The organism is Streptomyces sp. NPDC001002 (genome assembly GCF_053599215.1).
Map to the genome: position 1 here is coordinate 22,629 of NZ_JBSFLV010000076.1, position 24,213 is coordinate 46,841.

22 protein-coding genes and 1 pseudogene are annotated in these 24,213 nt (G+C 71.2%); 9 read left to right on the plus strand and 14 right to left on the minus strand.

Going from position 1 to position 24,213, the window contains the following annotated elements; translation table 11 throughout:
• Position 1 precedes the first annotated feature (1 nt).
• From ACWDR3_RS29675 to ACWDR3_RS29685, 3 genes and pseudogenes are all read right to left on the minus strand, one after another.
• Complete coding sequence (locus tag ACWDR3_RS29675; RefSeq protein WP_401725975.1) at positions 2 to 523, minus strand: cupin domain-containing protein; 522 nt, start codon at positions 521 to 523, stop codon at positions 2 to 4.
• 7 nt (positions 524 to 530) lie between these two features.
• Positions 531 to 1,748, minus strand: a complete 1,218-nt coding sequence (locus ACWDR3_RS29680; protein ID WP_450355646.1) for a cytochrome P450 — start codon at positions 1,746 to 1,748, stop codon at positions 531 to 533.
• 1 nt (position 1,749) lies between these two features.
• Positions 1,750 to 2,820, minus strand: a pseudogene (locus ACWDR3_RS29685) (type III polyketide synthase); the annotation flags it as partial.
• Between the two features lie 173 nt (positions 2,821 to 2,993).
• Between ACWDR3_RS29685 and ACWDR3_RS29690 the strand changes: the two are divergent.
• Positions 2,994 to 3,578 carry a thiaminase II/PqqC family protein gene (locus ACWDR3_RS29690; protein WP_450355647.1) on the plus strand — a complete coding sequence of 195 codons (585 nt, stop codon included), beginning with the start codon at positions 2,994 to 2,996 and terminating at the stop codon, positions 3,576 to 3,578.
• Between the two features lie 61 nt (positions 3,579 to 3,639).
• Here ACWDR3_RS29690 and ACWDR3_RS29695 read toward each other — a convergent pair whose 3' ends face one another.
• The 5 genes from ACWDR3_RS29695 to ACWDR3_RS29715 form a co-directional block, all read right to left on the minus strand.
• Complete coding sequence (locus ACWDR3_RS29695; RefSeq protein ID WP_450355648.1) at positions 3,640 to 3,876, minus strand: DUF6213 family protein; 237 nt, start codon at positions 3,874 to 3,876, stop codon at positions 3,640 to 3,642.
• A 25-nt stretch (positions 3,877 to 3,901) separates the two neighbouring features.
• Positions 3,902 to 5,287 (minus strand): NADP-dependent succinic semialdehyde dehydrogenase, encoded by a 1,386-nt coding sequence (locus ACWDR3_RS29700; RefSeq protein WP_450355649.1) that lies wholly within the window; start codon positions 5,285 to 5,287, stop codon positions 3,902 to 3,904.
• Positions 5,288 to 5,361: 74 nt separating this feature from the next.
• Positions 5,362 to 5,832, minus strand: coding sequence for an NUDIX domain-containing protein (locus tag ACWDR3_RS29705; RefSeq protein ID WP_450355650.1), 471 nt, complete (start codon positions 5,830 to 5,832; stop codon positions 5,362 to 5,364).
• Positions 5,829 to 7,367 carry an ATP-dependent DNA ligase gene (locus tag ACWDR3_RS29710; RefSeq protein ID WP_450355651.1) on the minus strand — a complete coding sequence of 513 codons (1,539 nt, stop codon included), beginning with the start codon at positions 7,365 to 7,367 and terminating at the stop codon, positions 5,829 to 5,831. Before ACWDR3_RS29710 ends, ACWDR3_RS29705 begins: the two co-directional genes overlap by 4 nt.
• A gap of 57 nt (positions 7,368 to 7,424) precedes the next feature.
• The gene (locus ACWDR3_RS29715; protein ID WP_450355652.1) at positions 7,425 to 8,375 is read right to left on the minus strand and encodes an NAD(P)/FAD-dependent oxidoreductase; all 951 of its coding nucleotides are present in this window, start codon (positions 8,373 to 8,375) and stop codon (positions 7,425 to 7,427) included.
• Positions 8,376 to 8,452: 77 nt separating this feature from the next.
• Here ACWDR3_RS29715 and ACWDR3_RS29720 point away from each other — a divergent pair, with 77 nt between their 5' ends.
• The 6 genes from ACWDR3_RS29720 (at position 8,453) to ACWDR3_RS29745 (ending at position 13,877) form a co-directional block, all read left to right on the plus strand.
• Entirely contained in the window at positions 8,453 to 9,064 is a 612-nt protein-coding gene (locus tag ACWDR3_RS29720; RefSeq protein ID WP_450355653.1) for a helix-turn-helix domain-containing protein, read from the plus strand.
• A gap of 139 nt (positions 9,065 to 9,203) precedes the next feature.
• Positions 9,204 to 10,241, plus strand: a complete 1,038-nt coding sequence (locus ACWDR3_RS29725; protein ID WP_450355654.1) for an NADPH:quinone oxidoreductase family protein — start codon at positions 9,204 to 9,206, stop codon at positions 10,239 to 10,241.
• Complete coding sequence (locus ACWDR3_RS29730) at positions 10,238 to 11,419, plus strand: acyl-CoA dehydrogenase family protein (RefSeq protein WP_450355655.1); 1,182 nt, start codon at positions 10,238 to 10,240, stop codon at positions 11,417 to 11,419. The genes ACWDR3_RS29725 and ACWDR3_RS29730 overlap by 4 nt, the downstream gene beginning before the upstream one ends.
• Entirely contained in the window at positions 11,416 to 12,489 is a 1,074-nt protein-coding gene (locus ACWDR3_RS29735; RefSeq protein WP_450355656.1) for an acyl-CoA dehydrogenase family protein, read from the plus strand. The genes ACWDR3_RS29730 and ACWDR3_RS29735 overlap by 4 nt, the downstream gene beginning before the upstream one ends.
• A gap of 171 nt (positions 12,490 to 12,660) precedes the next feature.
• Positions 12,661 to 13,518, plus strand: coding sequence for a phosphatidylinositol-specific phospholipase C/glycerophosphodiester phosphodiesterase family protein (locus tag ACWDR3_RS29740; RefSeq protein WP_450355657.1), 858 nt, complete (start codon positions 12,661 to 12,663; stop codon positions 13,516 to 13,518).
• A 164-nt stretch (positions 13,519 to 13,682) separates the two neighbouring features.
• A complete protein-coding gene (locus tag ACWDR3_RS29745) occupies positions 13,683 to 13,877 on the plus strand; it encodes a hypothetical protein (RefSeq protein ID WP_401725995.1) in 195 nt (64 codons plus the stop codon).
• A 12-nt stretch (positions 13,878 to 13,889) separates the two neighbouring features.
• On the opposite strand, the gene ACWDR3_RS29750 is transcribed toward ACWDR3_RS29745, so the two are convergent.
• The 4 genes from ACWDR3_RS29750 to ACWDR3_RS29765 form a co-directional block, all read right to left on the minus strand.
• A complete protein-coding gene (locus ACWDR3_RS29750; protein ID WP_450355658.1) occupies positions 13,890 to 15,125 on the minus strand; it encodes a phosphodiester glycosidase family protein in 1,236 nt (411 codons plus the stop codon).
• A gap of 75 nt (positions 15,126 to 15,200) precedes the next feature.
• Positions 15,201 to 15,560, minus strand: coding sequence for a DUF779 domain-containing protein (locus tag ACWDR3_RS29755; protein WP_401725999.1), 360 nt, complete (start codon positions 15,558 to 15,560; stop codon positions 15,201 to 15,203).
• A gap of 85 nt (positions 15,561 to 15,645) precedes the next feature.
• Complete coding sequence (locus tag ACWDR3_RS29760) at positions 15,646 to 18,000, minus strand: FtsX-like permease family protein (RefSeq protein WP_450355659.1); 2,355 nt, start codon at positions 17,998 to 18,000, stop codon at positions 15,646 to 15,648.
• On the minus strand, positions 17,997 to 18,713 hold the full coding sequence (locus tag ACWDR3_RS29765; protein WP_450355660.1) for an ABC transporter ATP-binding protein: 717 nt from the start codon (positions 18,711 to 18,713) through the stop codon (positions 17,997 to 17,999). The genes ACWDR3_RS29760 and ACWDR3_RS29765 overlap by 4 nt, the downstream gene beginning before the upstream one ends.
• 224 nt (positions 18,714 to 18,937) lie before the next feature.
• Here ACWDR3_RS29765 and ACWDR3_RS29770 point away from each other — a divergent pair, with 224 nt between their 5' ends.
• Together ACWDR3_RS29770 and ACWDR3_RS29775 are read left to right on the plus strand one after the other, a co-directional pair.
• Positions 18,938 to 20,239: a sensor histidine kinase gene (locus ACWDR3_RS29770; protein ID WP_450355661.1), complete on the plus strand. Its 1,302-nt coding sequence runs from the start codon at positions 18,938 to 18,940 to the stop codon at positions 20,237 to 20,239.
• A 47-nt stretch (positions 20,240 to 20,286) separates the two neighbouring features.
• Positions 20,287 to 20,958, plus strand: coding sequence for a response regulator (locus ACWDR3_RS29775; protein ID WP_450355662.1), 672 nt, complete (start codon positions 20,287 to 20,289; stop codon positions 20,956 to 20,958).
• On the opposite strand, the gene ACWDR3_RS29780 is transcribed toward ACWDR3_RS29775, so the two are convergent.
• Positions 20,955 to 21,500: an N-acetyltransferase family protein gene (locus ACWDR3_RS29780; RefSeq protein ID WP_450355663.1), complete on the minus strand. Its 546-nt coding sequence runs from the start codon at positions 21,498 to 21,500 to the stop codon at positions 20,955 to 20,957. The two genes, ACWDR3_RS29775 and ACWDR3_RS29780, sit on opposite strands and share 4 nt — an antisense overlap.
• Before the next feature lie 95 nt (positions 21,501 to 21,595).
• Positions 21,596 to 24,213 (minus strand): discoidin domain-containing protein (locus ACWDR3_RS29785; RefSeq protein ID WP_450355664.1); only part of this gene is annotated, 2,618 nt, incomplete at its 5' end.

Here is a 24,213-nt window from a genome sequence, read left to right on the forward strand (position 1 = left end):
GCTAACGATGTCGAAGCGGCGTCAGCTGCTCGATGTCGTACCTCGCCCGGAGTTCCTCGATCGCCGCATGGTCCGGAGGACCCCCGCTGCCCAGGATCTCCAGCAGTTCCTCGAAGTAGCGCTCGTGGTCCGGTGGCGGGGACGCCTGGAAGAACATTCTCGCCGGGGTGTCCGTCGGGTTGGCGAACGCGTGCGGACATCCGGGGGGTACGGCGATGAGCGTGCCCGGAGTGGCTCGTACCACCCGGGTGCCCGAACTCGACTCCCAGCGCTGCCAGTTGTCCGGGGTTCGGATGCGCGGCTCGAAGGCCAGGACGTCCAGTTCGCCTTCGAGGACGTAGAACAACTCCTCGCTGCGGGTGTGGACGTGGGCGCCGACGTCGAAGCCCGGGGGGACCTCCACCTCGAAGGTGGAGGCCGTCCGGGAGTGCGTGCCGGTGACCTTGAACGTCACGCGCTGTGCCGGGGTTTGGACGATCCGGCCGTGCCCCGGCGGAACCAGCAGGCCCTCTGGCGCGGTCATCGGCGGCTCACCACGTCACCGGGAGGGACTCGGGGCCGCGGATCAACGCGCCCTTCTTGAAGGGCACTTGGTCCGGGGGTACGGCCAGCCGCAGGCCCGGCAAGCGGTCCATCAGCGCGTCGATCAGCAGCTCCGACTCCAGGCGGGCGAGCATGCCGCCGGGGCAGTAGTGCGGGCCGAAGCCGAAGGAGACGTGCGGGTTGGGGTTGCGGCCGAAGTCGATCTTCTCCGGGTCGGGGAAGACCTCCGGGTCGCGGTTGGCGGCCAGGTAGGAGACGTAGATCGGGTCGTCCTTGCGGATCCGTACGCCTCGGATCTCCACGTCCTCCATGGCGATGCGGGACAGGCCGACCGCGTTGCGGTGCGGGATGTAGCGCAGGAGTTCGTCGATGGCCTTGGGGCGGATCTCCGGCTCGGCGCGCAGGCGTTCGGCCAGGTCCGGGCGGGTCAGCAGCAGGTAGAACATCTGCCCGCTGTTGTTGGTGACCGCCTCGCCGCCGATCTGGAGGAGCACCGCGAGGCCGACGGCCTCGTCGAGCGTCACCTCGCCCCGGCCCACGGCGGCGCCGAGCAGCGAGGTGACGTCCTCGCCGGAGCTGCCCTCCCGCAGGCCGATGAGATCGCCGAAGTAGGCGCCCATCTCCTGCTTGGCCTGTTCGCTGACCTCCTTGCCGTGCGAGGAGGACAGGATCAGCTGGGTCCAGGTGTGCATGCCGTGCCGGTCGGCGGCCGGCACGCCCATCAGCTCGCAGATCACCGCGATGGGGAACGGGCTGAGGACGGTGGCCGTGAGGTCGCCGGGCGGGCCGTTCTCGATGAGTTCGTCGATGAGTTCGTCGAGCAGCACGCGCGATTTCTCGCGCACCCGCTCGACTCCCCTCGCCGTGAACGCGGCGGCGACCGAGCGGCGCAGCCGGGTGTGGTCGGGCGGGTCGAGGAAGCCGACCGCGCCGCGCTGCGGGATGAAGTGCGGGGCGAGCCGGGTGACCGGCTGGTCCATGACCGCCTCGCGGCTGAACCGGGGGTCGTTGGTCACCATGCGTACGTCGTCGTGGCGGGTGACCAGCCAGGCCCAGCCCTCGCCGTTGGGCAGCTGGATCCGGGTGACCGGGCCCTCGCGCATCAACTCGGCGAGCACGGGGTCGAAGTCGACCCCGGTCAGATCGCGCGCGGGCCAGTGCCGGATCGGCGGCAGGAAGGTCTCGGTGATCGTGTCGTCGCTCATGTCACGTCGTTTCGTCGTCCCGGTGCCAGCGGCCCAGGGCCATCTCGGCGGTGATGCCGGGTCCGAACCCGGCGAGCAGCCCGCGCGCCCGGTCCTGGGCACCGCCCTCGTCGAAGAGCCGGCGCAGCGCGTCCAGGACGACGGCGCTGGCGATGTTGCCGTACTCGGTGAGGGTGGCCCGGCTGAACCGGAAGGCGTGCGGGTCGACCTGCAGGAACTTGCTGAGGTCGTCGAGTATTCGGGGCCCGCCCGCGTGGACTATGTAGAAGTCCAGGTCAGCCGCGTCCCAGCCGTGCAGTCCCGCGAGATCCTGGAGCGCCGGTGCGAGGGGCTCCATGGTGGCCGGCACCCGCTTGTCCAGCAGGAAGTGGAAGCCGGTGGCCCGGACGTCGTACATGATCCACTCTTCGGTCTTGGGGATCAGGTACGAGCCGTTGCGCTCCAGCTCGATGCCCTCGCCGCCCCGTCCGCGCACCACGGCGGCGGCGATCCCGTCGCCGAACAGACCGTTGGACAGCAGGGAGCCGATGCCGAGGTCGGTGGGCTGATAGCACAGCGAGCAGAACTCGCAGGCCACGATGAGCGCGTTGGCCTGGGGGTAGGCCGTGCAGAAGTCGTGCGCGCGGTTGATCGCGGCGCCGCCGGCCGCGCAGCCCAGCTGGGCGATGGGGATCTGGCGGGTGGTGGCGTCGAAGGCCATCTCGTTGATCAGCCAGGCCGTGAGCGAGGGCATCATGAAGCCCGTGCACGAGACGTAGATGATCACGTCGATGTCGCTGGTGAGGAGCTCCGCGTCGTCGAGCGCCCGCTGCACCACCGACGGGACCCGGGCCTTGGCCTCGGCCACGTAGATCCGGTTGCGGTCCTCGAACCCGGGGTGCTTCAGGGTCTCCTCGATCGGCTGCACGATGTGCCGGGTACGTACGCCGGTGTTCTCGATCAGCCGGAGGGCCAGCGGCAGTTGGGGGTGGTCGGCGTGGCGGGAGCGTGCCAGCTCCAGCGTCTCCTCCATCGTGATGACGTGCTCCGGGACGGACACCGAGGGTCTGCACAAAGTCGCCATGAACCGTGCCTGCTTTCGCCGTCCGGAAGGCTTTCGGCCCCCCGGTCAGAAGGTGGTTCACCTCTGGGGGTGGTGCACCCACGATCACCCGTGGGGGCGACGTTCTCTCGGTGGACTACTCCAATTCAGGGACCCTGTGTAAAGGTCGGATCAGTAGCCGGACCCACACGGACGGATCCCCGATGACCGAGAACCCCCTGGTAGCGCTGATCGCGACCGGCACGGCCCCCGTGGAGACCCTCGCAACCCTTGCCCTGGAACAACAACGGGTGATCCCGGCCGACCGCCGCGCCTTCCTCCACCTGGCGCAACGCGCGAAGGCGCAGCCGGAGACCGCGGATTTCTTCAGGACGCTCGCGGAAGGAGAGGCGGAGGCGGCCCGGCGCCTGGATGCCTTCGCGACGGCTTGCGGCGTGAACGAGCCCCGCTCCCGCACATACGAGCCCCTATCGGGCTGCCAGTCCTACCCCGCCTACGTCGCCTGGCTGTCCCTCAACGCGGACCCCACGGACGCGCTCCTGGCCCTGACGTCCAACTTCGCGGAATGGGGCGCCTATTGCGCAACAATCGCCACGGCCCTACGCCGCCACTACGCCTTCACCGATGAAGCATGCGCCTTCTTCGACTTCTTCGCGGAACCGGCTCCGCCAGCCCCAAGGGCGGAGCCAACGGACGAGGAAGCGGTACGGCACTACAGTCGAGCACTTCAGCACTACGAGGCGATGTTCTGGGCAAGCCTCTTGGCGCAGGCTCAGGGCACTCCCTAGGGGCGCGGGGAACTGCGCGACCAGCCACACTCAACCCGCACCCGGCACCGCACAAGCACCCCTATGACGCGCCCCCGCTGCTGTGCGCAATGCAGGCCACATCAATCCGATCGGCCAGCTTCGCAAGCTCGATCGTCAGAGCGGCAACCGTGTCCTCGTCCAGGGACTCCTCCCCGGCCTCGACAAGATGCAGCCACCTCCCACCCACGGTCCGCAACAACTTGCTGACATCGGCGGCAGCCACCTGCAAGGTCCCGCGGTCGTCGACGATCAGAGGCAGAGTCACTTCGCGGTTCACAGACGGGATGGTAGCCGCGCAGCGTTCACGCTCCGTGCCAAACCGTCGTGATGTTGCAGAACTCCCGGATTCCGTGCCCGGACAGCTCACGCCCGTACCCGGACCGTTTCACCCCGCCGAAGGGGAACGCCGGATGCGACGCGGTCATGCCGTTGAAGAAGATCCCGCCCGCCTCCAGATCCCGTACGAACCGGTCCACCTCGGCGTCGTCCCGGGTCCAGACATTGGAACTCAGCCCGAACGGCGTGTCGTTGGCGATCAGCACGGCCTCGTCCAGGCCGTCGGCCCGATACAGCGTGGCCACCGGACCGAACGCCTCCTCCCGGTGGATCCGCATCTCGCGGTCGATGCCGGCCAGGACCGTCGGCGGATACCACCAGCCCTCCCGGTCCGGCCGCTCACCCCCGCACAGCACGGCCGCACCGCTGCGCCTGGCGTCGTCGACCAGTTCCTCCAGATCGGCCCGCCCCTGTTCCGTGGCGAGCGGTCCGATGTCCGTGCCCTCGTCCGTGGGGTCACCGACGGTGAGCGCCTTCATCCCGGCGACGAACCGCTCGGCGAACGCGTCGTACACGTCCGTGTGCACGATGAACCGCTTGGCGGCGATGCACGACTGCCCGTTGTTCTGCACGCGCGCGGTGACCGCGATCTTCGCGGCCCGGTCGATGTCGGCCGACGGCATGACGATGTACGGGTCGCTGCCGCCGAGTTCGAGCACCGTCTTCTTGATCATTTCGCCGGCGGTGGAGGCGACGGCCCGCCCGGCGGGTTCGCTGCCGGTGAGCGTGGCAGCCCGTACGCGCTCGTCGCGCAGGATCTCGTCGACCGCGCCGGAGCCGATGAGCAGCGTCTGGAAGCAGCCCTCCGGGAAGCCCGCCCGGTGGAAGAGGTCCTCCAGGTACAGGGCGGTCTGCGGGACGTTGGAGGCGTGCTTGAGGAGGCCGACGTTGCCCGCCATCAGCGCGGGTGCGGCGAAGCGGATCACCTGCCAGAGCGGGAAGTTCCAGGGCATGACGGCGAGGACCGGGCCCAGCGGCCGGTAGCGGACCAGGGCGCGGGATCCCCCGGAGTCCTTCACGTCGTGGTCCGCGGGCTCCTCGTCGGCCAGCAGACCCTCCGCGCGCTCGGCGTACCAGCGCATCGACTTGGCGCACTTCGCGGCCTCCGCGCGGGCCTGCTTGACCGGCTTGCCCATCTCGGTGGTCATGACCGCGCCGATGTCGGCCTGGTCCTCGTCGAGGAGTTCGGCGGCCCTGGTGAGCAGGCGGGCGCGTTCGGCGAACGTCGTCGTGCGATAGGTGCGGAACGTCGCCTCGGCGAGCCGGATCCGGCGCTCCACCTCCTCGTCGCCCATGGCTTCGTACGTCTTGAGCGTCTCGCCGTTCGCCGGATTCACCGTCGCGATGGGCATGGCTGACCTCCTGGGGGCGGGCTTGCTCCGACCTTCCCGCGCGGCGCCGGGCACCGCAACGTGTGGGCCGCTGTTCAGTCCGAGTGCTCCGCCAGCCGGTCGAGAAACGCGGCCTGCGCCTTGACGATCAGGGCCCTGGCCCGGTCCGGCGCGAACCACTCGACGCGGTCCAGCTCGGGGAACTCCCGCAGCTGCCCCGACTTCGGCGGCCACTCCATCCGGAACGTGCCCGGCTCGATCGTCGCCGGGTCCAGATCGGCCTCGATCGCCCACACCGTGACGATCTTGCCGTTCGTCTGCCGCACCTCACCGAGCGGCACCGCCTCCCCGTCGGGCGGCGCCAGCCCCAGCTCCTCCTGGAACTCGCGCCGGGCCGCGTCCCAGGCGGTCTCCTCCTCGGGCTCGTACTCACCCTTCGGGACGGACCAGGCGCCCGCGTCCCGCTTGGCGAAGAAGGGCCCGCCCATGTGACCGAGCAGCACCTCCAGACCTTGCCCGGTGCGCCGGTACAGCAGCAGACCCGCGCTGCGCTTCGGGCCGGTCACGGCTTCACCTCCGGGTGTGCGGCCAGCAGGGTCTCCACGGTGTCCGCCTCCTCCGGCCGCTTGTCCTCGCGGTAGCGGACCACGCGGGCGAAGCGGAGGGTGACGCCGGCCGGGTAGCGGGTCGACTTCTGCAGACCGTCGTAGGCGATCTCGACGACGAGTTCCGGGCGTACGGTCACCACCCAGCCGTTGTCCTCGACGGCCAGCTCCTGGAGGCGTTCCGTCTGCCAGGTGAGCATCGCGTCGGTCATGCCCTTGAAGGTCTTGCCGAGCATGGCGAAGGTGCCGTCCGGGTTGCGGGCGCCGAGGTGGAGGTTGGAGAGCTTGCCGGTGCGGCGGCCGTGGCCCCACTCGGCGGCCAGGACCACCAGGTCGAGGGTGTGTACGGGCTTCACCTTCAGCCAGGACGCGCCGCGCCGACCGGCGCTGTAGGGCGCGTCGAGGGCCTTGGCCACGACCCCCTCGTGGCCGCGCGCCAGGGTCTCGGCGAGGAACGCCTCCGCCGCCGCCGTGTCGTCCGGACCGGACACCAACGCGCGCCGCACCCGCATCGGCTCCGGCACCAGCCGGGCCAGCTCCGCGTGCCGCTCGACGAACGGCAGGTCGAGCAAGTCGCGGTCGTCGACAGAGAGTGCGTCGAAGAAGACGGGGGAGACCGGGACCTCGCGGGCGGCCGTCGCCACGTCCACACGGGAACCGACACGGCCCGCGGTCTCCTGGAAGGAACGCGGCCGGCCGTCCGCGTCGAACGCGATGACCTCGCCGTCCAGGATGAACCGCTCGCCTCTCAACTCCAGCGCGGCGGCCGTCACTTCGGGCAGGCGGTCGGTGATGTCGTCGAGGGTGCGGGTGTAGATCCGTACGGAGTCGCCGTCGCGGTGCACCTGTACGCGGATGCCGTCCAGCTTCTCCTCCACCGCGCACGTGCCCAGCTTCTCGACCGCCTCGGCGACCGAGGCGGCGGTGTGCGCGAGCATCGGCTGGACCGGGCGGCCGACGGTGAGGCGGAAGCGGTCCAGGGAGGCGGGGCCGTCGGAGAGGAGGGCCTGGGCCACCGGTTGCACGGAACCGGCGAGCATCACCGCTCGCCGTACGTCCGCCGGCGGGGCCTCGGTCGCCTGCGCGAGGCCTTCGACCGCCACCGCGTCCAGGGCGCCCTGCCGCACTTCGCCGGTGAGCAGTCCGAAGAGGAAGCGCTGCTCCTCCTCGGTGGCCGCGCCCATCAACTCACCGACCAGCCTGGCCCGTTCGGCCTGCGAGCCGGCGCCTGCGACCTTGCCGAGGTCGGTGAGACGGGCGTCCACCTCGCGGACGGTGAGGGTCGGTTCGGCGGCCGGGGCGACCTTGTTGCTCAGCACCTTCCAGCCGACGCCGAGCCGTCCCTGCGGGAGGCGTCCGGCGAGGTACGGGATCACGATCGGGACGTCGTCCGCCTCGGCGTCCCGGAACAGCTCCGCGAGCAGGGCGATCTTCCGGGATCGCGCCGAGGTGGCGGCGACCTCTTGGGACACGTGGGCCAGCCGGGCAAGGAGCATGCAGCCATGTTGCAACGGAGGCGGCGGCTCCACACCTGGGCGTGCACATCTGGGCGGTTACACCTGGACAGCCGAGTCGAGATCGGCGAAGAGCAGCTCTCCGTTGATCGCCGCGCCCGCTCGGTAGCCTCGGCTGGCCGCGTTGATCACCTGCTCCGCGAATCCGCTCGCGTTGCCCGCCGCCCACAAGCCGGGCACGGTCGTCAGGCCCCGCTCGTCGATCACCGGGTAGGTGCCGAAGGGGGTCTCCTGCATCTCGGCGCCCAGCCTGGCCAGCAGATCGGTCTGCGGGATCGCGCGCGGGGCGGTGAAGAGGACCGACCGGTCGTGGACCGTGCCGTTCGCCAGCTGGATGCCGGTCAACCGGTCGTCGGCCACCACCAGCCCGGCCACCTCACCCGGCACCACCTTGACCCCGGCCGCCGCCAGCCTGCGCAGGTCGTCGTCCGAGAGTGTGTCCTCGGCGATCTCGTGCAGGAACAGGGTCACGTCCTTCGACCACTGGGACACCATCAGCGCCTGGTGCACGCTCATCGGCGTGGTGGCCAGCACGCCGAACGCCTGGTCGCGTACCTCCCAGCCGTGGCAGTACGGGCAGTGCAGCACGTCACGGCCGTAGCGCTCGGCGAGGCCGGGGATGTCGGGCAGTTCGTCCTTGAGGCCGGTGGCGATGACGAGGGCGCGGGCCCGTACGGTCCGGCCGCCGGCCAGGGACACGGTGAAGTCCCCGTCGTCCCGTGCCACGTCGACCGCGCGGTCCTGGACCAGTTCGACGCCGTAGCGTGCGATCTCCTCGCGGCCGGTCGCCAGGAACTCCGCCGGGGACATGCCGTCCCGGGTCAGATAGCCCTGCATATGGGCGGCGGGTGCGTTGCGCGGTTCGCCCGCGTCGACGACGAGGGTGTGGCGCCGGGCCCGGCCCAGCACCAGCCCGGCGGAGAGCCCGGCCGCTCCGCCGCCGACGACGACCACTTCGTACGTGTCGCTGTTCTCGTACCTGTCGGTCATGGTTGACCACCTCCACGTCGACAGTCCTGCGAGATCGCGGGATTGACAAACTCGTTTGCCGAAACTGCAATACCTGTATGAGTGACGACACGCACGACGGCGCGAGCGACGGCACGAGCGAGGTCCTTGCCGAGGTCGGCCCGCGGCTGCGGCGGGTCCGTAAGGAGCGGGGCGCGACCCTCGCCGGGCTCTCCGAGGCGACCGGCATCTCGGTGAGCACGCTCTCGCGGCTGGAGTCGGGGCTGCGCAAGCCCAGTCTGGAGCTGCTGCTGCCGATCGCGCGGGCGCACCAGGTGCCGCTGGACGAGCTGGTCGGCGCGCCGGCGCCCGGCGATCCGCGGGTGCGGGCCAAGCCGATCGTGATGGGCGGACGCACCCACTGGCCGCTGACCCGCCAGCCCGGCGGGCTCCAGGCGTTCAAGGTGCTGGAACCGCAGCGGAAGCTGGAGCCGGACCCGCGCACACACGAGGGGTACGAGTGGCTGTACGTCCTGTCCGGGCGGCTGCGGCTGGTGCTCGGTGAGCACGACGTGGTGCTGGGTGCGGGGGAGGCGGCCGAGTTCGACACCCGGGTGCCGCACTGGTTCGGGTCGACGGGGGAGGGGCCGGTCGAGTTCCTGAGCCTGTTCGGGCCGCAGGGGGAGCGGATGCATGTGCGAGCGCGGCCCAAGCGGGCGGGACAGGGATGACGGGCGGGCATGGTGTGCGGGGGTGACCGGCGGGCGTGACGTGGGTGACGGTTCCGTGCGGGCGGTTCCCTGAGGGCAAGCGACCGCTTAGTATGCGTTTCGAACCCCGTCGGGCGAGGCAGTCGCGTGGAGGCACCGCATGCAGGCATGGCAAGTGCACGAGAACGGCGAGCCGAGCGAGGTGATGCGGCTCCAGGACGTGGAGACGCCCACGCCCGGTGACGGCCAGGTGCTGCTGAAGGTGCGTGCCGCGAACATCAACTTCCCCGATGTGCTGATGGCCCGGGGGCAGTACCAGGTGCGCCCGCCGCTTCCCTTCACGCCGGGCGTGGAGATCTGCGGCGAGACCGAGGACGGTCGCCGCGTGATCGCCAACCCCGCGCTGCCGTACGGCGGTTTCGCGGAGTACGCCGTCGCCGATGCCGTCGGTCTGCTGCCCGCGCCGGACTCGCTGGACGACGCCGAGGCCGCCGCGCTGCACATCGGCTACCAGACCGGCTGGTTCGGCCTGCACCGCCGGGCCCACCTGGAGGCGGGCGAGACGCTGCTCGTGCACGCCGCCGCCGGCGGGGTCGGCAGCGCGGCCGTCCAGCTCGGCAAGGCCGCCGGCGCCACCGTCATCGGGGTCGTCGGCGGGGCCGAAAAGGTGGACGTGGCCCGGGAGTTGGGCTGTGACGTCGTCGTCGACCGACGGAGCGAGGACGTCGTCGCCCGGGTCAAGGAGGCCACCGGCGGGCGGGGCGCGGACGTGGTCTACGACCCGGTCGGCGGCGAGGCCTACACGCAGTCGACCAAGGTCGTCGCCTTCGAGGGGCGGATCGTGGTCGTCGGTTTCGCCAGCGGGAACATCCCCAGCCCGGGGCTCAACCACGCGCTCGTGAAGAACTACTCGATCCTCGGCCTGCACTGGGGCCTGTACGCCACCAAGAACCCGAAGCTGATCCTGCGCTGCCACGAGGAGCTCACCGACCTGGCCTCGCGCGGCGCCATCAAGCCGTTGGTGAGCGAGCGGGTGCCGTTGACGGGCGCCGCGGACGCCGTGCAGCGGGTCGGCGACGGCGTCACCACGGGCCGGGTCGTCATCGTCCCGTCACTGGAGGCCGGGTCTCAGGGGAACGGATCTCAGGAGAGCGGGTCTCAGGGGAACGGGTCTCAGGAGAGCGGAGCCGGCGCATGACCGACGCAGCCGAACTGACGCGCCGCACCGCGGAGTTGCTGGCCGCGTATCCGCCGGCCACCACCGACCGGCTCGACTTCCTCAAGGCCCGCTTCGACGCCGGGCTCGCCTGGGTGCACTACCCCGAAGGGCTCGGCGGACTCGGAGTGCCGCGCTCCCTCCAGGCCGTCGTGGACGCCGAGTTGGCGGCCGCCGGCGCCCCCGACAACGACCCCCGGCGCATCGGCATCGGCCTCGGGATGGCCGCGCCGACGATCCTCCAGTACGGCACCGAGGAGCAGAAGCAGCGCTATCTGCGGCCCCTCTGGGTGGGGGAGGAGGTCTGGTGCCAGCTCTTCAGCGAGCCGGGTGCCGGGTCCGACCTGGCGGCGCTGGGTACGCGGGCCGTCCGTGAGGGCGACGACTGGGTCGTCAACGGGCAGAAGGTGTGGACCTCCAGCGCCCATCTCGCCCGTTGGGCCATCCTCATCGCCCGCACCGACCCGGACGTGCCCAAGCATGCGGGCATCACGTACTTCCTCTGCGACATGACCGACCCCGGCGTCGAGGTCCGTCCGCTGCGCCAGATCACCGGCGAGGCGGAGTTCAACGAGGTCTTCCTCACGAACGTCCGCATCCCGGACTCGCGCCGCCTCGGCGAGGTCGGCAACGGCTGGCGGGTCGCGCAGACCACGCTGAACAACGAGCGCGTGGCCATCGGCGGCATGCGGCTGCCCCGCGAGGGCGGCATGATCGGCCCGGTCGCCAAGACCTGGCGCGAACGCCCCGAACTGCGCACCCCCGACCTCCACCAGCGGCTGCTGGGCCTCTGGGTCGAGTCCGAGGTCGCCCGCCTCACCGCCGAACGCCTGCGCCAGCAGCTCGTCGCCGGCCAGCCCGGCTACGAGGGCTCCGGCATGAAGCTCTCCTTCGCCCGCCTCAACCAGGAGATCAGCGGCCTTGAGGTCGAACTCCGGGGCGAGGAGGGCCTGTTGTACGACGACTGGACCATGCGCCGCCCCGAACTGGTGGACTTCGTAGGCCGTGACGCCGGCTACCGCTACCTCCGCTCCAAGGGCAACAGTATCGAGGGCGGGACCAGCGAGGTCCTGCTGAACATCGTCGCCGAACGCGTCCTGGGCCTGCCCGCCGAGCCGCGCACCGACAAGGACGTCGCATGGAAGGACCTGGCCCGATGACCGACCTGCTCTACTCGGAGGAGGAAGAGGCCCTCCGCGCCGCCGTCCGCGACCTGCTCACCGACCACTGCGACGCGGCGAGCGTGATCAAGCGCACCGAGTCGGACACCCCGCACGACCTGTCGCTGTGGAAGTCCCTCGCCGACGGCATGGGCCTGGCCGGTCTCCTGGTGCCCGAGGACAAGGGCGGCCAGGGCGCCACGCACCGCGAAGTCGCCGTCGTCCTTGAGGAGTTGGGGCGCGCCGTGGCCCCCGTGCCCTATCTGACGAGCGCCGTCGTCGCCACCGAGGCCCTGCTCGCCTGCGACGCCGACGACCTCCTCGCCGACCTCGCCTCCGGTCGGCGCATCGGCGCCCTCGCGGTCGCCCTGAACGTCGCTCCGGGCGGCGCCTTCAAGACCGTACGACTCGAAGACGGGCTGCTGTACGGGGAGTTGACCGGGATCGCGGACGCGGCCGTCGCCGATGTGCTGTTGGTGCCGGCGGAGGACGGTGGGCTGTATGCGGTGGAGGCGGCCGAGGCCACAGTCAACGCGCAGGTTTCCCTGGACCTCACCCGGCCGGTCGCGACCGTGTCCTTCGACGGGGCGCGTGGCCGGCTCGTCGGTGATGGTGGGCCCGCCGTGCGGCGTGCGTTGCGGGCCGGGGCCGGGCTGCTCGCGTCCGAGCAACTCGGGCTAGCTGACTGGGCGTTGACCGAGACCGTGCGCTATCTGAAGGAGCGCAAGCAGTTCAACCGGCCGGTCGGTGGCTTCCAGGCGCTCAAGCATCGGCTCGCGCAGCTGTGGCTGGAGGTCGTCAACCTCCGGGCCGCCGCCCGCAATGCCGCCGACGCGCTCGCCACCGGTGAGGACACCGATGTGGCGGTCGCCGTCGCGCAGACCTACGCGGCACGGGTCGCGGTCCACGCGGCCGAGGAGGCCGTGCAGTTGCATGGCGGACTCGGCATGACGTGGGAGCACCCGGTCCACCTCTACCTCAAGCGGGCCAAGGCCGACTCCATCGCATACGGCACAACCGGCGCCCATCGCGCCGAGTTGGCCGAACTCGTCGACCTGCGAGCCCCCTGAGATTCACCCGGTGAAGCCCGCCCCACCTGGGGCGGGCTTTTTCGTGCGGCTGGGCGGAAGGAGTGAACGAGCGACGGCAGTCCGGCCAACTCCTGGCATGTACAGGTTCATCGAGCCTGGTCCCGCCGCATACTCCCTGTGGTTCCGACCCGCCCCACAGGGAGGCAGAACATGGCCCACATCACCCGTCGCAGAGTTCTCACCACCCTCGGCGCCGCCACCGCGGCCGTGCTCGCCCCGCCCGCGGGCAGCGCGTTCGCGAGCGACAACAAGCACCGGCAGCGCCCGTTGTGGAAGGCCCACGCCCACAACGACTACGACCATCCGCGCCCTCTCTTCGACGCCCTCGACCACCGCTTCGGCAGCGTCGAGGCCGACATCTTCCTCGTCGGCGACCAGCTCCTGATCGCGCACGACGCGACCCAACTGGACCCGACGCGCACCCTGGAGTCCCTCTACCTCGACCCGCTGGCCGCCCTGGTCAAGCGCAACCACGGTTCCGTGTACCGGGGTTACCGCCAGCCGCTGCAACTGCTCATCGACATCAAGACCGAGGGCTCCTCGACGTACCTCGAACTCGACCGTCATCTCCAGCGCTACAAGCACCTGTTCACCACGTACGCGCACGGCCGGGTGCACCCCGGCGCGGTCACCAACGTCATCTCCGGCGACCGGGCCGCCCGCATCCCCATGGAGGCGCAGACCGTGCGCCGCGCCTTCTACGACGGTCGCCTCACCGACCTCGGCACCGCGGCGCCCGCCTCCTTCGTCCCGCTGATCAGCGACAACTGGCAGCTCAACTTCACCTGGCTCGGCGCGGGTGCCTTCCCCGAGGCGGAGCAGCAGAAGCTGCGCGACATCATCCGCCAGGCACACCGCCGCGGACAGAAGGTGCGCTTCTGGAACACCCCCGAGGTGGCCGGGCCCGCCCGGGACGCGCTGTGGACCGAACTGCTGGACGCCGGCGTGGACTACTTCAACACCGACGACCTGGCAGGTCTTGAGGCCTTCCTCGACGCTCACCGGTAGGTCGCGGCCGGTCACCCGGTCACCCGGACGCCCGCCGCCGGGCGTCAATCCGGCACCGTGGACATCACACGTCCGGGGGGCGGGTCAGCCGCCCGGACGAACCCTCTGCTACGCCACACTTACGGCCGAACGCCGCGAAACGGGCGTGGCGGAGGAGGTTGACGATGGCCATTTCCATCTCTGTGCTGGTGCTGCTCCTGATCCTGGCGGTGATCTTCCTGCGCAGCGGCGGGCTGAAGGTGTCGCACGCCCTGGTGTGCGCCCTGCTCGGCTTCTTCCTGGCCGGCACGAGCATGGCGCCCACCATCCACAGCGGCCTCACGGCGACCGCCGACATCGTCAGTAGTCTGCGGCCGTGAGGCCCGCCGGGCTCACTTGGTGAAGACCCCGATGCCGGTCGGCACCGGACGCTCCGAACCGTCGGACGGGTGGTTGCGTACGGACACGGCGGTCGCGCCCGGCTCGCGGGCGACCAGGTCCGACGAGCCGCCGCCGTCCAGGCTGAAGGCGTCCACCGAGCCCAACGACCGCATGGTGGCGGCCACTTCGGCGATCGTCAGACCCGTGCGGTAGGCGGGCGCGCCGTCCAGCGCGAACAGCAGCAGCTTCCGTCCGCCGTCCGCGATGCCGACGGCGGTCCGCACGGCCGCGACCGCGTTGTCGAGCCCGGCCAGCGGCTGACCGCCCATCAGCACCGGGTAGCCGCCGAGCGCGAAGCGGTACGGGATCCCGGAGGTCGAGGCCACCAGCCGCGTCTTCACCTTCACCGGCTCGCCCTTGAAGAACTTCCGCAGCTGCTGCGCGCCCGCCTCACGGCCGACCAGCACGGTGGTCCCGGCCGCGATGACGCCCTTGCCCGGGGTGTCCGACGTCGAGACGACCCGGTTGCTGCGGATCGTCACCTCGTAGGTGTCCGTGCTGCACGCGGCGGCGCGGTTGGTGTCGGTGCCGCAGGTGGCGCGCACCCGGGAGGCGCTGCCCCAGTCGGAGGTGTACGCGCCGACGGAGCCCACCGGCAGCGCGTACTGGTTGAGTCCGCCGAGCGGCAGTTGCCCCACCGGTGTGCGGACCGAGCCGGTGAGGCTCAGGCTGTCCAGCCGGGCCCTGCGGTCGACGCCCACGCCGATGACGTCCTGCGTGGTGCGGCCCGGCGGCATCGAGGGACCGAAGCGCTGTCCGTTCGGCACCGCCGCCTTCAGCGTCCGGCCGCTCGCGATCGCCGGGCCCACGGTGGAGAACGTCGCCTCGACACCCGGGTGCTGGGCCTCGGTGATGTTGAAGAAGTCACCGTTGACGGCCGCGACGGCGCCCTTGGCGTTGGCCAGCGTGGACAGCGCGGCCCGGGAGGCGACCGTTCCCGGATACAGCAGGTCGAGCTTCACGCGCGCGTCGCGCAGGTTCACGGTGACCAGGTGGGCGTGCGTCAGCCCCTTGATCCCCTGGATGTCGAACTGCTGGTAGGTCACCCCCGAACCGACGGAAACGGCCCTCGGCACGCCGCTGGCCGGTGCCGCCCCCGCCAGGGCCGCACCGGCCAGCGCGCCGAACGCCGTGAGAAACGCCAGTACCGATCTGTGTGCCGAACGACGTCTTTGACGACGCGTCACAGTGCCCCCTGAAGTCTCGTCAACTGTCCCAGGACTCAGGAGAAGTGCATCAGAAGGTGGTGTCCGGCGGGGTCCCTAGGCGCCGACTACGCGAGAACGAGTGAGAAAACGCAGCCCCTCGGGCGCCTCCAACGAGAAACCGCTGCCGCGACCCGCTACGACGTCGATGATCAGCCGCGTGTGGCTCCACACCTCGTACTGGCTGCGCGACATCCAGAAGGTCACCGGCTCCGGCACCCCCTCGACCGCCAGCTCCGCGAGCAGCACGTCCGAGCCCCCGGTGCGGAACTCGCCCTCCGGGTAGCACATGGGCGCGCTGCCGTCGCAGCAGCCGCCCGACTGGTGGAACATCAGCGGGCCGTGCGTCCCGTGCAGCTTGCGCAGCAGGTCGGCGGCGGCGGGGGTGAGTTCGACGCGCGGAGTGTCCTCGTCCATGCCACCAGGGCAGCACGGGCAAGGTTGCGAGGGGGTTGCACGGCTCCCTCGCACGGCTCCGTTGCACGACTGTCCGCCCCGCGCCCTACTCCGCGCGCAGGGCGGTCGCCGTGCGGATCCGGGCCGCCCAGCCGGCCGGCAGCAGCGAGCCCAGGACGGCGACGGCCGTGCCGGCGAGGGCCAGCAGCACCAGTTCGGGACCGCCGTAGACGGAGGTGACCGAGTCGGGCAGGCGCAGTCCGGCGCTGCGGCCCATCGCCGGCATCACCGCGTCGTGCACCGCCACCCCGAGCGGTACGCCGAGGACGCCTCCGACGACTCCCGGCAGGACGACCGACGTGACGACCATGGTGACGGTCTGACGGGGTGTCATGCCGAGGGCCTTGTGGACGCCGAGGTCCCGGACGCGTTCGTGGGTGTCCAGGACGACCCCGCCCAGGACGCCCAGCGCGGCGACGGAGACCAGCAGTGCGGTCAGGAACGCGGTCAGTGTGTTGAGGACGGTGACCGTGTCGCTGCCGTTCAGGGACTTGGCGCTCGTCGCGCTGACGCCCAGTGGCTTGAGGTCGGCGTTGAGCGCGTCGACGTAGGCATCCGTGTCGGTGCCCGGCTTCAGGTCGATGGAGTAGGTGGTGGGCTTCAGGTCCGGCGCGGCCGACTTGAGGGTGCTGAGCTCGGTGAAGACGCGCATGCCGTCGTCGCCCGTGTCGAAGACCTCGCCGACGATCCGGACCGACACCGGCCTGCCCTCCAGGTTCAGCGTGATCGTGTCCCCGACGTCGGCCCCGGCCGCGGTCAGCACCGTACTCGCGACCACGGCCTCGCCCTTCGCCGCGAGCCAGCGTCCCGAGATCATCCGGAAACCGCCCCAGGAGGCGTCACCGTCGAAGGCGAACAGGGTGACGTTTCCGGACACACCCGACAGCGTCGACTCCGTGCTCGCGGAGCCGTAGGAGCGGCGGGTGCCCGACTGGTCGCGGATCGCCGAGACGACCTTCGCGGGAACGGCGGGCGTGGCCCCCTGGCGTACCCGTCCTTGGGGTTGGGGTCCGCCGCCCGGTCCCTGTGCGCCGATGGTGACCTCGGCCGCGTTGTGGTTCTTCGCCGCGATCACCTCGCCGAGCGAGGACGACAGGCCGGTGGCGAAGGTGACCGCCGCCGCGCCGAACGCGACCGCCGCCACCATCGAGAGGGTGCGCGCGGGACGGGCGAACGGTCGGGCCAGTCCCAGGCCGACGGGTCGCGGCAGCGGGAGCCGCGCGGTGAGCCGGGCCACCCGCCGGCCCCGGCCCGGAGCGGGCGTGCGGCCCACGGACAGCGCGTCGACCGTACGCAGCCGGCCGGCCCGCCAGGCGCTCGCGCAGGCCGTGGCCGCGACCACCGCCAGCACCCCGCCGACCACCAGCACGTCCACCCACACCTCCACCCCGAGCCCGGTCGTGCCGTACGCGTCCTCCGTCTCGGACAGCAGCGGTACGGCGAGCAGATGGCCCGCGACCGTGCCGAGGACCGCGCCGACCGCGGCCGGCAGCACGGCCTGGCCCGCGCAGGCCCGGACGACCTGACCGGGTGTGCAGCCGACGGCCTTGAGGACGCCGATGCGCCGGATGCCGGTGGCCACCGCGCCCGCGACCACGTTGCCGACGATCAGCACCGACATGACCAGGCCGAGCACGCCGAACGCGACCAGGAAGGGCACGAACAGCGAAGTCTCGCGGGTGGCCGCCTTCTTGACGTACAGCCAGGACTGCGTGCCCGTCAGCGACTTCGCGGGCACGGTCGCGGCGATCGCGGCCCGGTCGTGGGTGATCTGGGCGGAGGTGGCCGCGTGGGTGAAGCGGTAGAGCATCTGGTAGCCGTCGGGCTCGCCGGACGCGGTGAGGTCGGCGATCCGGGACGGCAGCACCCAGCCGTCGGCGGTGCGGCTCACTGAGCGGGCCAGGCCGACCACCGTCAGCGTCGGGCTGCCGGGCTGGTCGGGGAAGGTCACCTGCCGGCCCACACGTATGGAGGGGCCGGAGTCCGCCGACAGGACGATCTCGCCGGGCTTCTCCACCCAGCGCCCTTCGGTCACGTCCACCTTGTCGACGGCGCCGCCGGCGGTCGAGCGGCCGACGAGCGAAAGGGGCACGGTGGCCTGCGAGTTGACGCCCAGGCCCACCGAGGCGGTGGGGAAGGGTCCGGCGGAGGCCTCGACCCCGTCGGCCCGTGCCGACGCCCTCACCTGTGCCTCGGTGACCTTGTCCGCGTCGAACCCCACGGTCAGCTGCGCCCCGTGCTGACGGTCGAAGGCCTTCTGGAACGGCGCCTCCGACGCCACCAGCAGCGACCCGCCCAGCACGGACGCCGTCACCGCGAGCAGTGTCGCGAGGCCGATCACCAGACTCTGCACCCGACGCCGGGCCATGCCCACGCGGACGACCCGGACCAGCGCGGTCATCGGACCGGCTCCGTGGTCGCGTCGATGTCCGTCCCGGTCGCGGTGTCGGAGGTGATCCGGCCGTCGACCAGGTGGACCGTGCGGCGGGTGCAGGAGCGGGCCAGCGCCAGGTCGTGGGTGACCACGACCACCGTCTGGCCCTCCTCGTTGAGCTCCCGCAGCAGCCGGCACACGTCCTCGCCGGACGCCGAGTCGAGCGCGCCGGTCGGTTCGTCGGCCAGCAGCAGCGGCGGACGGTTCATCAAGGCCCGGGCCACGGCGACCCGTTGGCGCTCACCACCGGACAGCCGGCCGGGGTAGGTCTGCGCGTGCCGGGCGATGCCGAGTGACTCCAGCAGATCGTCCGCGCGGCGCTGCGCCTCGCGCCGGCCGAGGCCCGCCAGGCGGGCGGGCAGCAGCACGTTGTCGACGACGGTCAGGTCGTCCAGCAGGTTGAAGAACTGGAACACCATGCCGACCTTGGTCCGCCGATAGCGCGCGGCGGCCGCCTCGCCGAGCCGGTCCACGCGGACGCCGTCCACCGTGACCGTTCCCTCGTCCGGCCGGTCCAGACCCGCGACCAGGTTGAGCAGCGTCGACTTGCCGCTGCCGGACGGTCCCAGGATCGCGACCGCCTCCCCGGCCCGTACGGTCAGCGACGCCTCCCGCAGCGCCGGTGGCCCGGCGTCGTAGCGGCGGCCGACCTCGTGCAGTTCGATCACGGGTGTGCTCATGGCCCACTCCCTCGGTCCTCGCCGCGACGGCGAGGAACTCCTCGTATCGGATGCGACGACGCTAGGAACGGAGGCGGTGCGGGCACGACGGCCGCCGGGGGTAATCGCCGTACCGCGTGCGGACCATGGCGTGCGGGGTCATCCCTGAGATGTACGCGCCGGATGTACGCGGGCAGGCCTGCGGAGGGATTCCCGAGGTGCCGCGGGCCCGGGAGACTGGACGGGTGACGGTGTGGGAGCGGGTGGGACACGGCGCGCCGGGCCGACTGCGCGTCGGCGCCGGGGCGTTGCTGCGGCCGACCGGTCCACTGCCCGTGCCGAGCCGGCGCGACCGGCTCGCCGACGGGGCGCTGGCGCTGGTCCTGGCCGTGCTCTCGGTCCAGTTCACGATGGACGACGGGTACCAACAGGCGCACGGGCACAGCATGGTGGGCCTGCTCGACCTGGTCTTCGTGGCCTCGGGGGCGCTCGCCCTGCGGCGCCGCTATCCGCTGACCGTGCTGTGGATCGTCATGACGGCGACCGCGCTCACCCCGGACAGCCTCGCCCGGATCACCTTCTACCAGTGCGTCATCGCCGCCTATTCGGCGGCGGCCTACAGCCCCTACCGGGTGGGCACGCTGGTGAGTCTGGTGGGTGCGGTCGCGCTGATCGGCCTGCCCACGGGCGGCGGCGACCGGCCCTACCCCTACGCGTATCCGCTCCCGTACCCCGTCCCGCCCGACCTCGCGACCACACAGCCCACCGTGCCCACCGAGTACGTGCCGTTGCTGCTGTCCGTGCCGCTCGTCATCGCCGCCGTCGGACTGCGCACCTGGCGGCGCCGGGCCGCCGAGACCCGGAGTCGGCTGACCGCCGTGGAGCACGAGCAGGCCGAGGCGCTGCGCCGGGCCGTCGAGCTCGAACGCGCCCGGATCGCAAGGGAGTTGCACGATGTCGTCACGCACAACGTGAGCGTGATGGTCATCCAGGCCGGCGCCGCCCGCACGATCATGGAGAGTTCGCCCGAGGAGGCGCGCGAGGCGCTGCTCGCGGTCGAGACGGGCGGCCGGGCGGCGATGGGAGAGCTGCGGCAGGTCATGGGACTGCTCACGCCGGACACCGATGACCTCGATCAGCGGTGTCTGGGGCCGCAGCCCGGGCTGGCCCAACTGGAGTCCCTCGTCGGGCGGATGCGCGCCGCCGGACTGCCGGTCGAGCTGACCGTGACCGGAACGGCACCCCAATCCCTGTCACCGGGCGTCGAGTTGGCCGCCTACCGCGTGGTGCAGGAGGCCCTGACCAACACCGTCAAGCACGCGACCGGCGCCGAGGCGAGCGTACGGATCGCGTACGGCGACGAGGAACTGGACGTGGAGATCAGCGACACCGGCGGCCCGCCCGCCCCCGCCGCGGCCACCGGCAACGGACGCGGACTGATCGGCCTGCGTGAACGCCTCGCCGTCCACGGCGGCACCCTGCGCACCGGCCCACGCCCCCTAGGCGGTTACCGCGTGCACGCCCTCATCCCCCTGCGGCACCGGTGAAGTCGGAGCGACCGGGGGACGGCGGCACTCTTGAGACTGGAGCATTCATGAACCCGCCCCTCCGGGTCGTCGTCGCCGACGACCAGGCCCTGGTACGCACCGGCTTCCGGCTGATCCTCGGCGCCCACGGCATCGACGTGGTCGCCGAGGCGGCCGACGGGGGCGAGGCCGTGGCGGCGGTCCGCCGCACCCTGCCCGACGTGGTGCTGATGGACATCCGGATGCCCGACATGGACGGCCTGGAAGCCACCAGACGCATCCTGGACGGCGCCACCGATCCACCCCGCGTGGTCATGCTCACCACCTTCGACCTCGACCACTACGTGTACGCGGCGCTGTCCGCAGGAGCCAGCGGCTTCCTCCTCAAGGACGTCACCCCCGAGCAACTCGTCGCCGCCGTCCGCACGGTACGGGCCGGGGACGCGCTGCTCGCCCCCGCCATCACCCGCCGCCTCGTCGAACGCTTCGCCCGCACCAGCACCGCGTCGGCTGCCCTGCACCGCGACCTGGCGGCCCTGACCCCGCGCGAACTCGACGTGCTGAAGCTGCTCGCCGAGGGCCTCAGCAACGCCGAACTCGCCGCCCGCCTCCATCTGTCCGAGGCCACCGTCAAGACCCACGTCTCCCGCGTCCTCACCAAACTCACCCTGCGCGACCGGGCCCAGGCGGTGGTGGTGGCCTACGAGACGGGACTGGTGAGTCCGCGGTCGAGTCTCTAGCGGCGCACTCCGCCCGGCGCCGCGTAGCAACGGATCGACACGACCTGGTCGGCCGCCCAGCGCTGCTCGACGACATCCAGCAGCTCCCAACCCAGCCGCTCGTACAGGGCGGTTGCGGCCGTGTCGGACGCGACGACATCGAGCACCGCGTGCAGCCCGCGCGCCCGCGCCTCCCCGACGGCACGGTCCATCAGGGCCGCACCGATGCCGTGCCCGCGCGCATCGGGGGAGACGAACAACCGGCTGACGACCGCGGTATCGGTGCCGGTGCCGTGCCTCGCGCTCCACAATCCGGGAGCCACGTCTCCCTCACCACTCCGGGACAGCCCGACATGACCGACCACTCTCCCGTCCAGCTCGGCCACCCAGGCCGCGAGCAGCGAGTCCGGAGTCAGCCAACTCGCGGGCCGAGCAGGCCAGTTCACCGGATAGCCGCTGTGTTCGTGCACGGCGGCGAGCACCTCGACGCAGCGGCTGAGGTCGTGATCGGTCCTCGGTCGGATGCCGACGGGACGCTGCGTGCGGAGTGGTTCGGTGGCCATGAGCGTATGGAAACACGCGGAGTCGAGGGCCCGGCGCATGTGCCCGACCCTCGACTCCTGTGTTCCGACCGCCCTGACCACGGCCGGATCCTGTCCTACGGCCTCGCCGTGGCCGTCGGCACGTTGTACCCCTCCACCCGCAGCTTCGGTCGGGTCCCGCCCGGTGCCTCGGCCGGCCAGGACGCGGTGAGGGTGCGGGACTCACCCGGCAGCAGCCACAGGTAGTTGTCGCTGTACAGGGTGGGGAGCACCCGGTCGCCCGACTTCGCGTCGAGGAGCGAGACGCGCACCATCGCCGCGACCGACGAACCGCGGTTGCGGAGGCGGGCGGTGAGGCCGTGGCGGGAGCCCGAGTCGTCCGTGTCGGTGATGTCGACGGACACCCGGGTCCGCGCCGCGGCGTTCAGCGCCCGCATGTCCTGCGGGTTCTTGTAGCGCCAGTACGTGTTCTCGGACAGCAACGCGCCGCGCGCGTCCGTGAGTCGCACCCGGAGGAGGTGGAAGTCCGGCAGGCCGTCCCTGCTCACCGTGAACGCGCTCGTGGTCGCGGAGGACTCGATGTCGACCTTCTTGCGCTGCTCGGCGGCGAGTTGACGTCCCGTCAGGTCGTAGCAGCGCGCGGAAACCGTGGCGCCCTTGATCGCCTTGGGCGTGTGGTTGACCGCGATCACCTTGCCGCTCGCCGAGTCCGCCTGGACGTGGACGGGCTCGCTCGCCTTGCGGGAGCCGTAGTAGGCGCCGTTGACGTCGAAGTCGTAGTCGTAGGTCTGCCACACCGTGCTGTACCAGGCCGGGTGGGACATCCACAGCATCAAGCCGCTGGCGTCCTCCCACAGGTTGGCGTTCCAGGCCTCGAACATGGCGCGGTGGTTCTCGTAGTTGACGAACTGCGCCTTGCGGGCCAAGTCCTCCAGACCGGTCGTGGTGTCCAGGCGGGACTCGATCGCGGCGCGGTAGTTCTGCGGTGCCTGATTCCCGCGGGTGCTCCAGTCGTGGTAGTACCAGGCGCCGCCGATCGGCCACTCGGGCTCGTCGCCGACGAGGTTGCGCAGCGTCTCGGCCGTCGACACCACCGGCATGCCGATCTCGGTGTGGAAGCCGAAGACACCACCGCCGTACGTGGCGGCGGAGGCATAGCGTTCCGGCTCGACCCAGCCGTAGGGGCCGCCGCCGGAGACGATCCCGCCCGCGGAGTTGTTCTGGTAGAGCAGGTCGGGCGCCTCGGCGCGCACCGCCGCCCGCATGCCGTCGTCGACCGCCGCGGGCGGGTTGCCCTCGTTGGCGCCGCACCACACCACGACGCTCGGGTGGATCCGGTACCGGCGCACGGTGTCCTGCGCGGTGTCCAGGAACGCCTTGTGGTCCGGCGGGTCCATCCCCCACGCGTTGGGGAAGTCGTTCCACACCAGAATGCCGTGCTCGTCGCAACTGGCGTAGAACTCCTCGCGGTTGCTGCACGCGACCCAGTTGCGAATCATCGTGAAGTTCATGTCCCGGTGCATCCGCACGGCCGCGTCCATACGGGACTTCGGCATCCGGCGCAGCAGCTCGTCCCAGCCCCAGTTGCCGCCCCGGCAGAAGACCCGGGTGCCGTTCACGCTGATCTTCAACGGCTTGGTGCTGTTGTCGACGGACTTCACGTCGGTCCAGTCGTCGCCGTTGTCGGAGACCTGGATCGTGTACTTCTTGGCGTATGCCGCCTCCCAGGTGATGACCACCCGGTCGAAGGACACGGTCGAGCCGAGGTCGACGCGGATCCACTGGTTGTCCTCGTAGGAGGAGGACCAGCGGGTGCCCGGGTCGCCGTCGGTGGCGTTGCCGGGCCCGTTGCCCGAGTTCTCGTCGGCGGACGAGGTCGCCGTCCTGTGCAGCGCCAGGTCGGTGTCCGGTGACGCGCTGTTCACGACCGACAGGGCCCACATCGAGGAGCCGTAACCCGTCGCTCGCTCACTGCAGAAGATCCTCAGATACCGGGCGCTCTGCGCGTCGATGTCCACGCTCTGGATGCTCGCCGCGCCACCGGCCCGGAACGGCAGCGGTACCGCCGTGTTGTCCACCGAGGCCGCGTCGGTCCAGTTGTCGCCGTCGTCGGAGACCTGGACGGTGTAGGTCTTCGCGTACGCCTGCTCCCAGGTGATGACGACCCGGTCGAAGGAGACCGAGGAGCCGAGGTCGACGCGGATCCACTGGTCGTCCTCGAAGGACGAGGACCAGCGCGTGCCCGCGTCACCGTCGGTCACGTTGTCCGGCTTGTTGCCGGGGTCGTCCACGGAGGAGGACGTGGCCGTCTTGCCGAGGGCGAGGTCGGTGTCCTGGGCCAGGCTGTCCACGACCGACAGGGCCCACATGGACGAGCCCCAACTCGTCGCCCGTGTACGGCACATGATCCGTACGTAACGCGCCTTGCGGCGGGTGAAGTTCACCGTCTGCGCGTAGGAGTCGCCGCCCGTCTGGAACGTCAGCGGCACCTCGTACTCGTAGCCGAACTGACGGATCCCGAAGCGGGTCGTGCGCCGGTCGCTCTCCGCGCCGCCGACGGAGGCGGTGAGGGTGAGGTCGTGCAGGGTGGCCTCGCCGTAGCCGTTGGGCCACCACAACGCCGGGTTGCGCAGCCGGAGTTGGGGGTTGTCGGCGGGGGCGAAGACCACGTCGGTCGTCTCGCCGCCGGCGATCGTGACCGTCTTGGCGAGGCGTACACCCTTGAAGGCCGCGG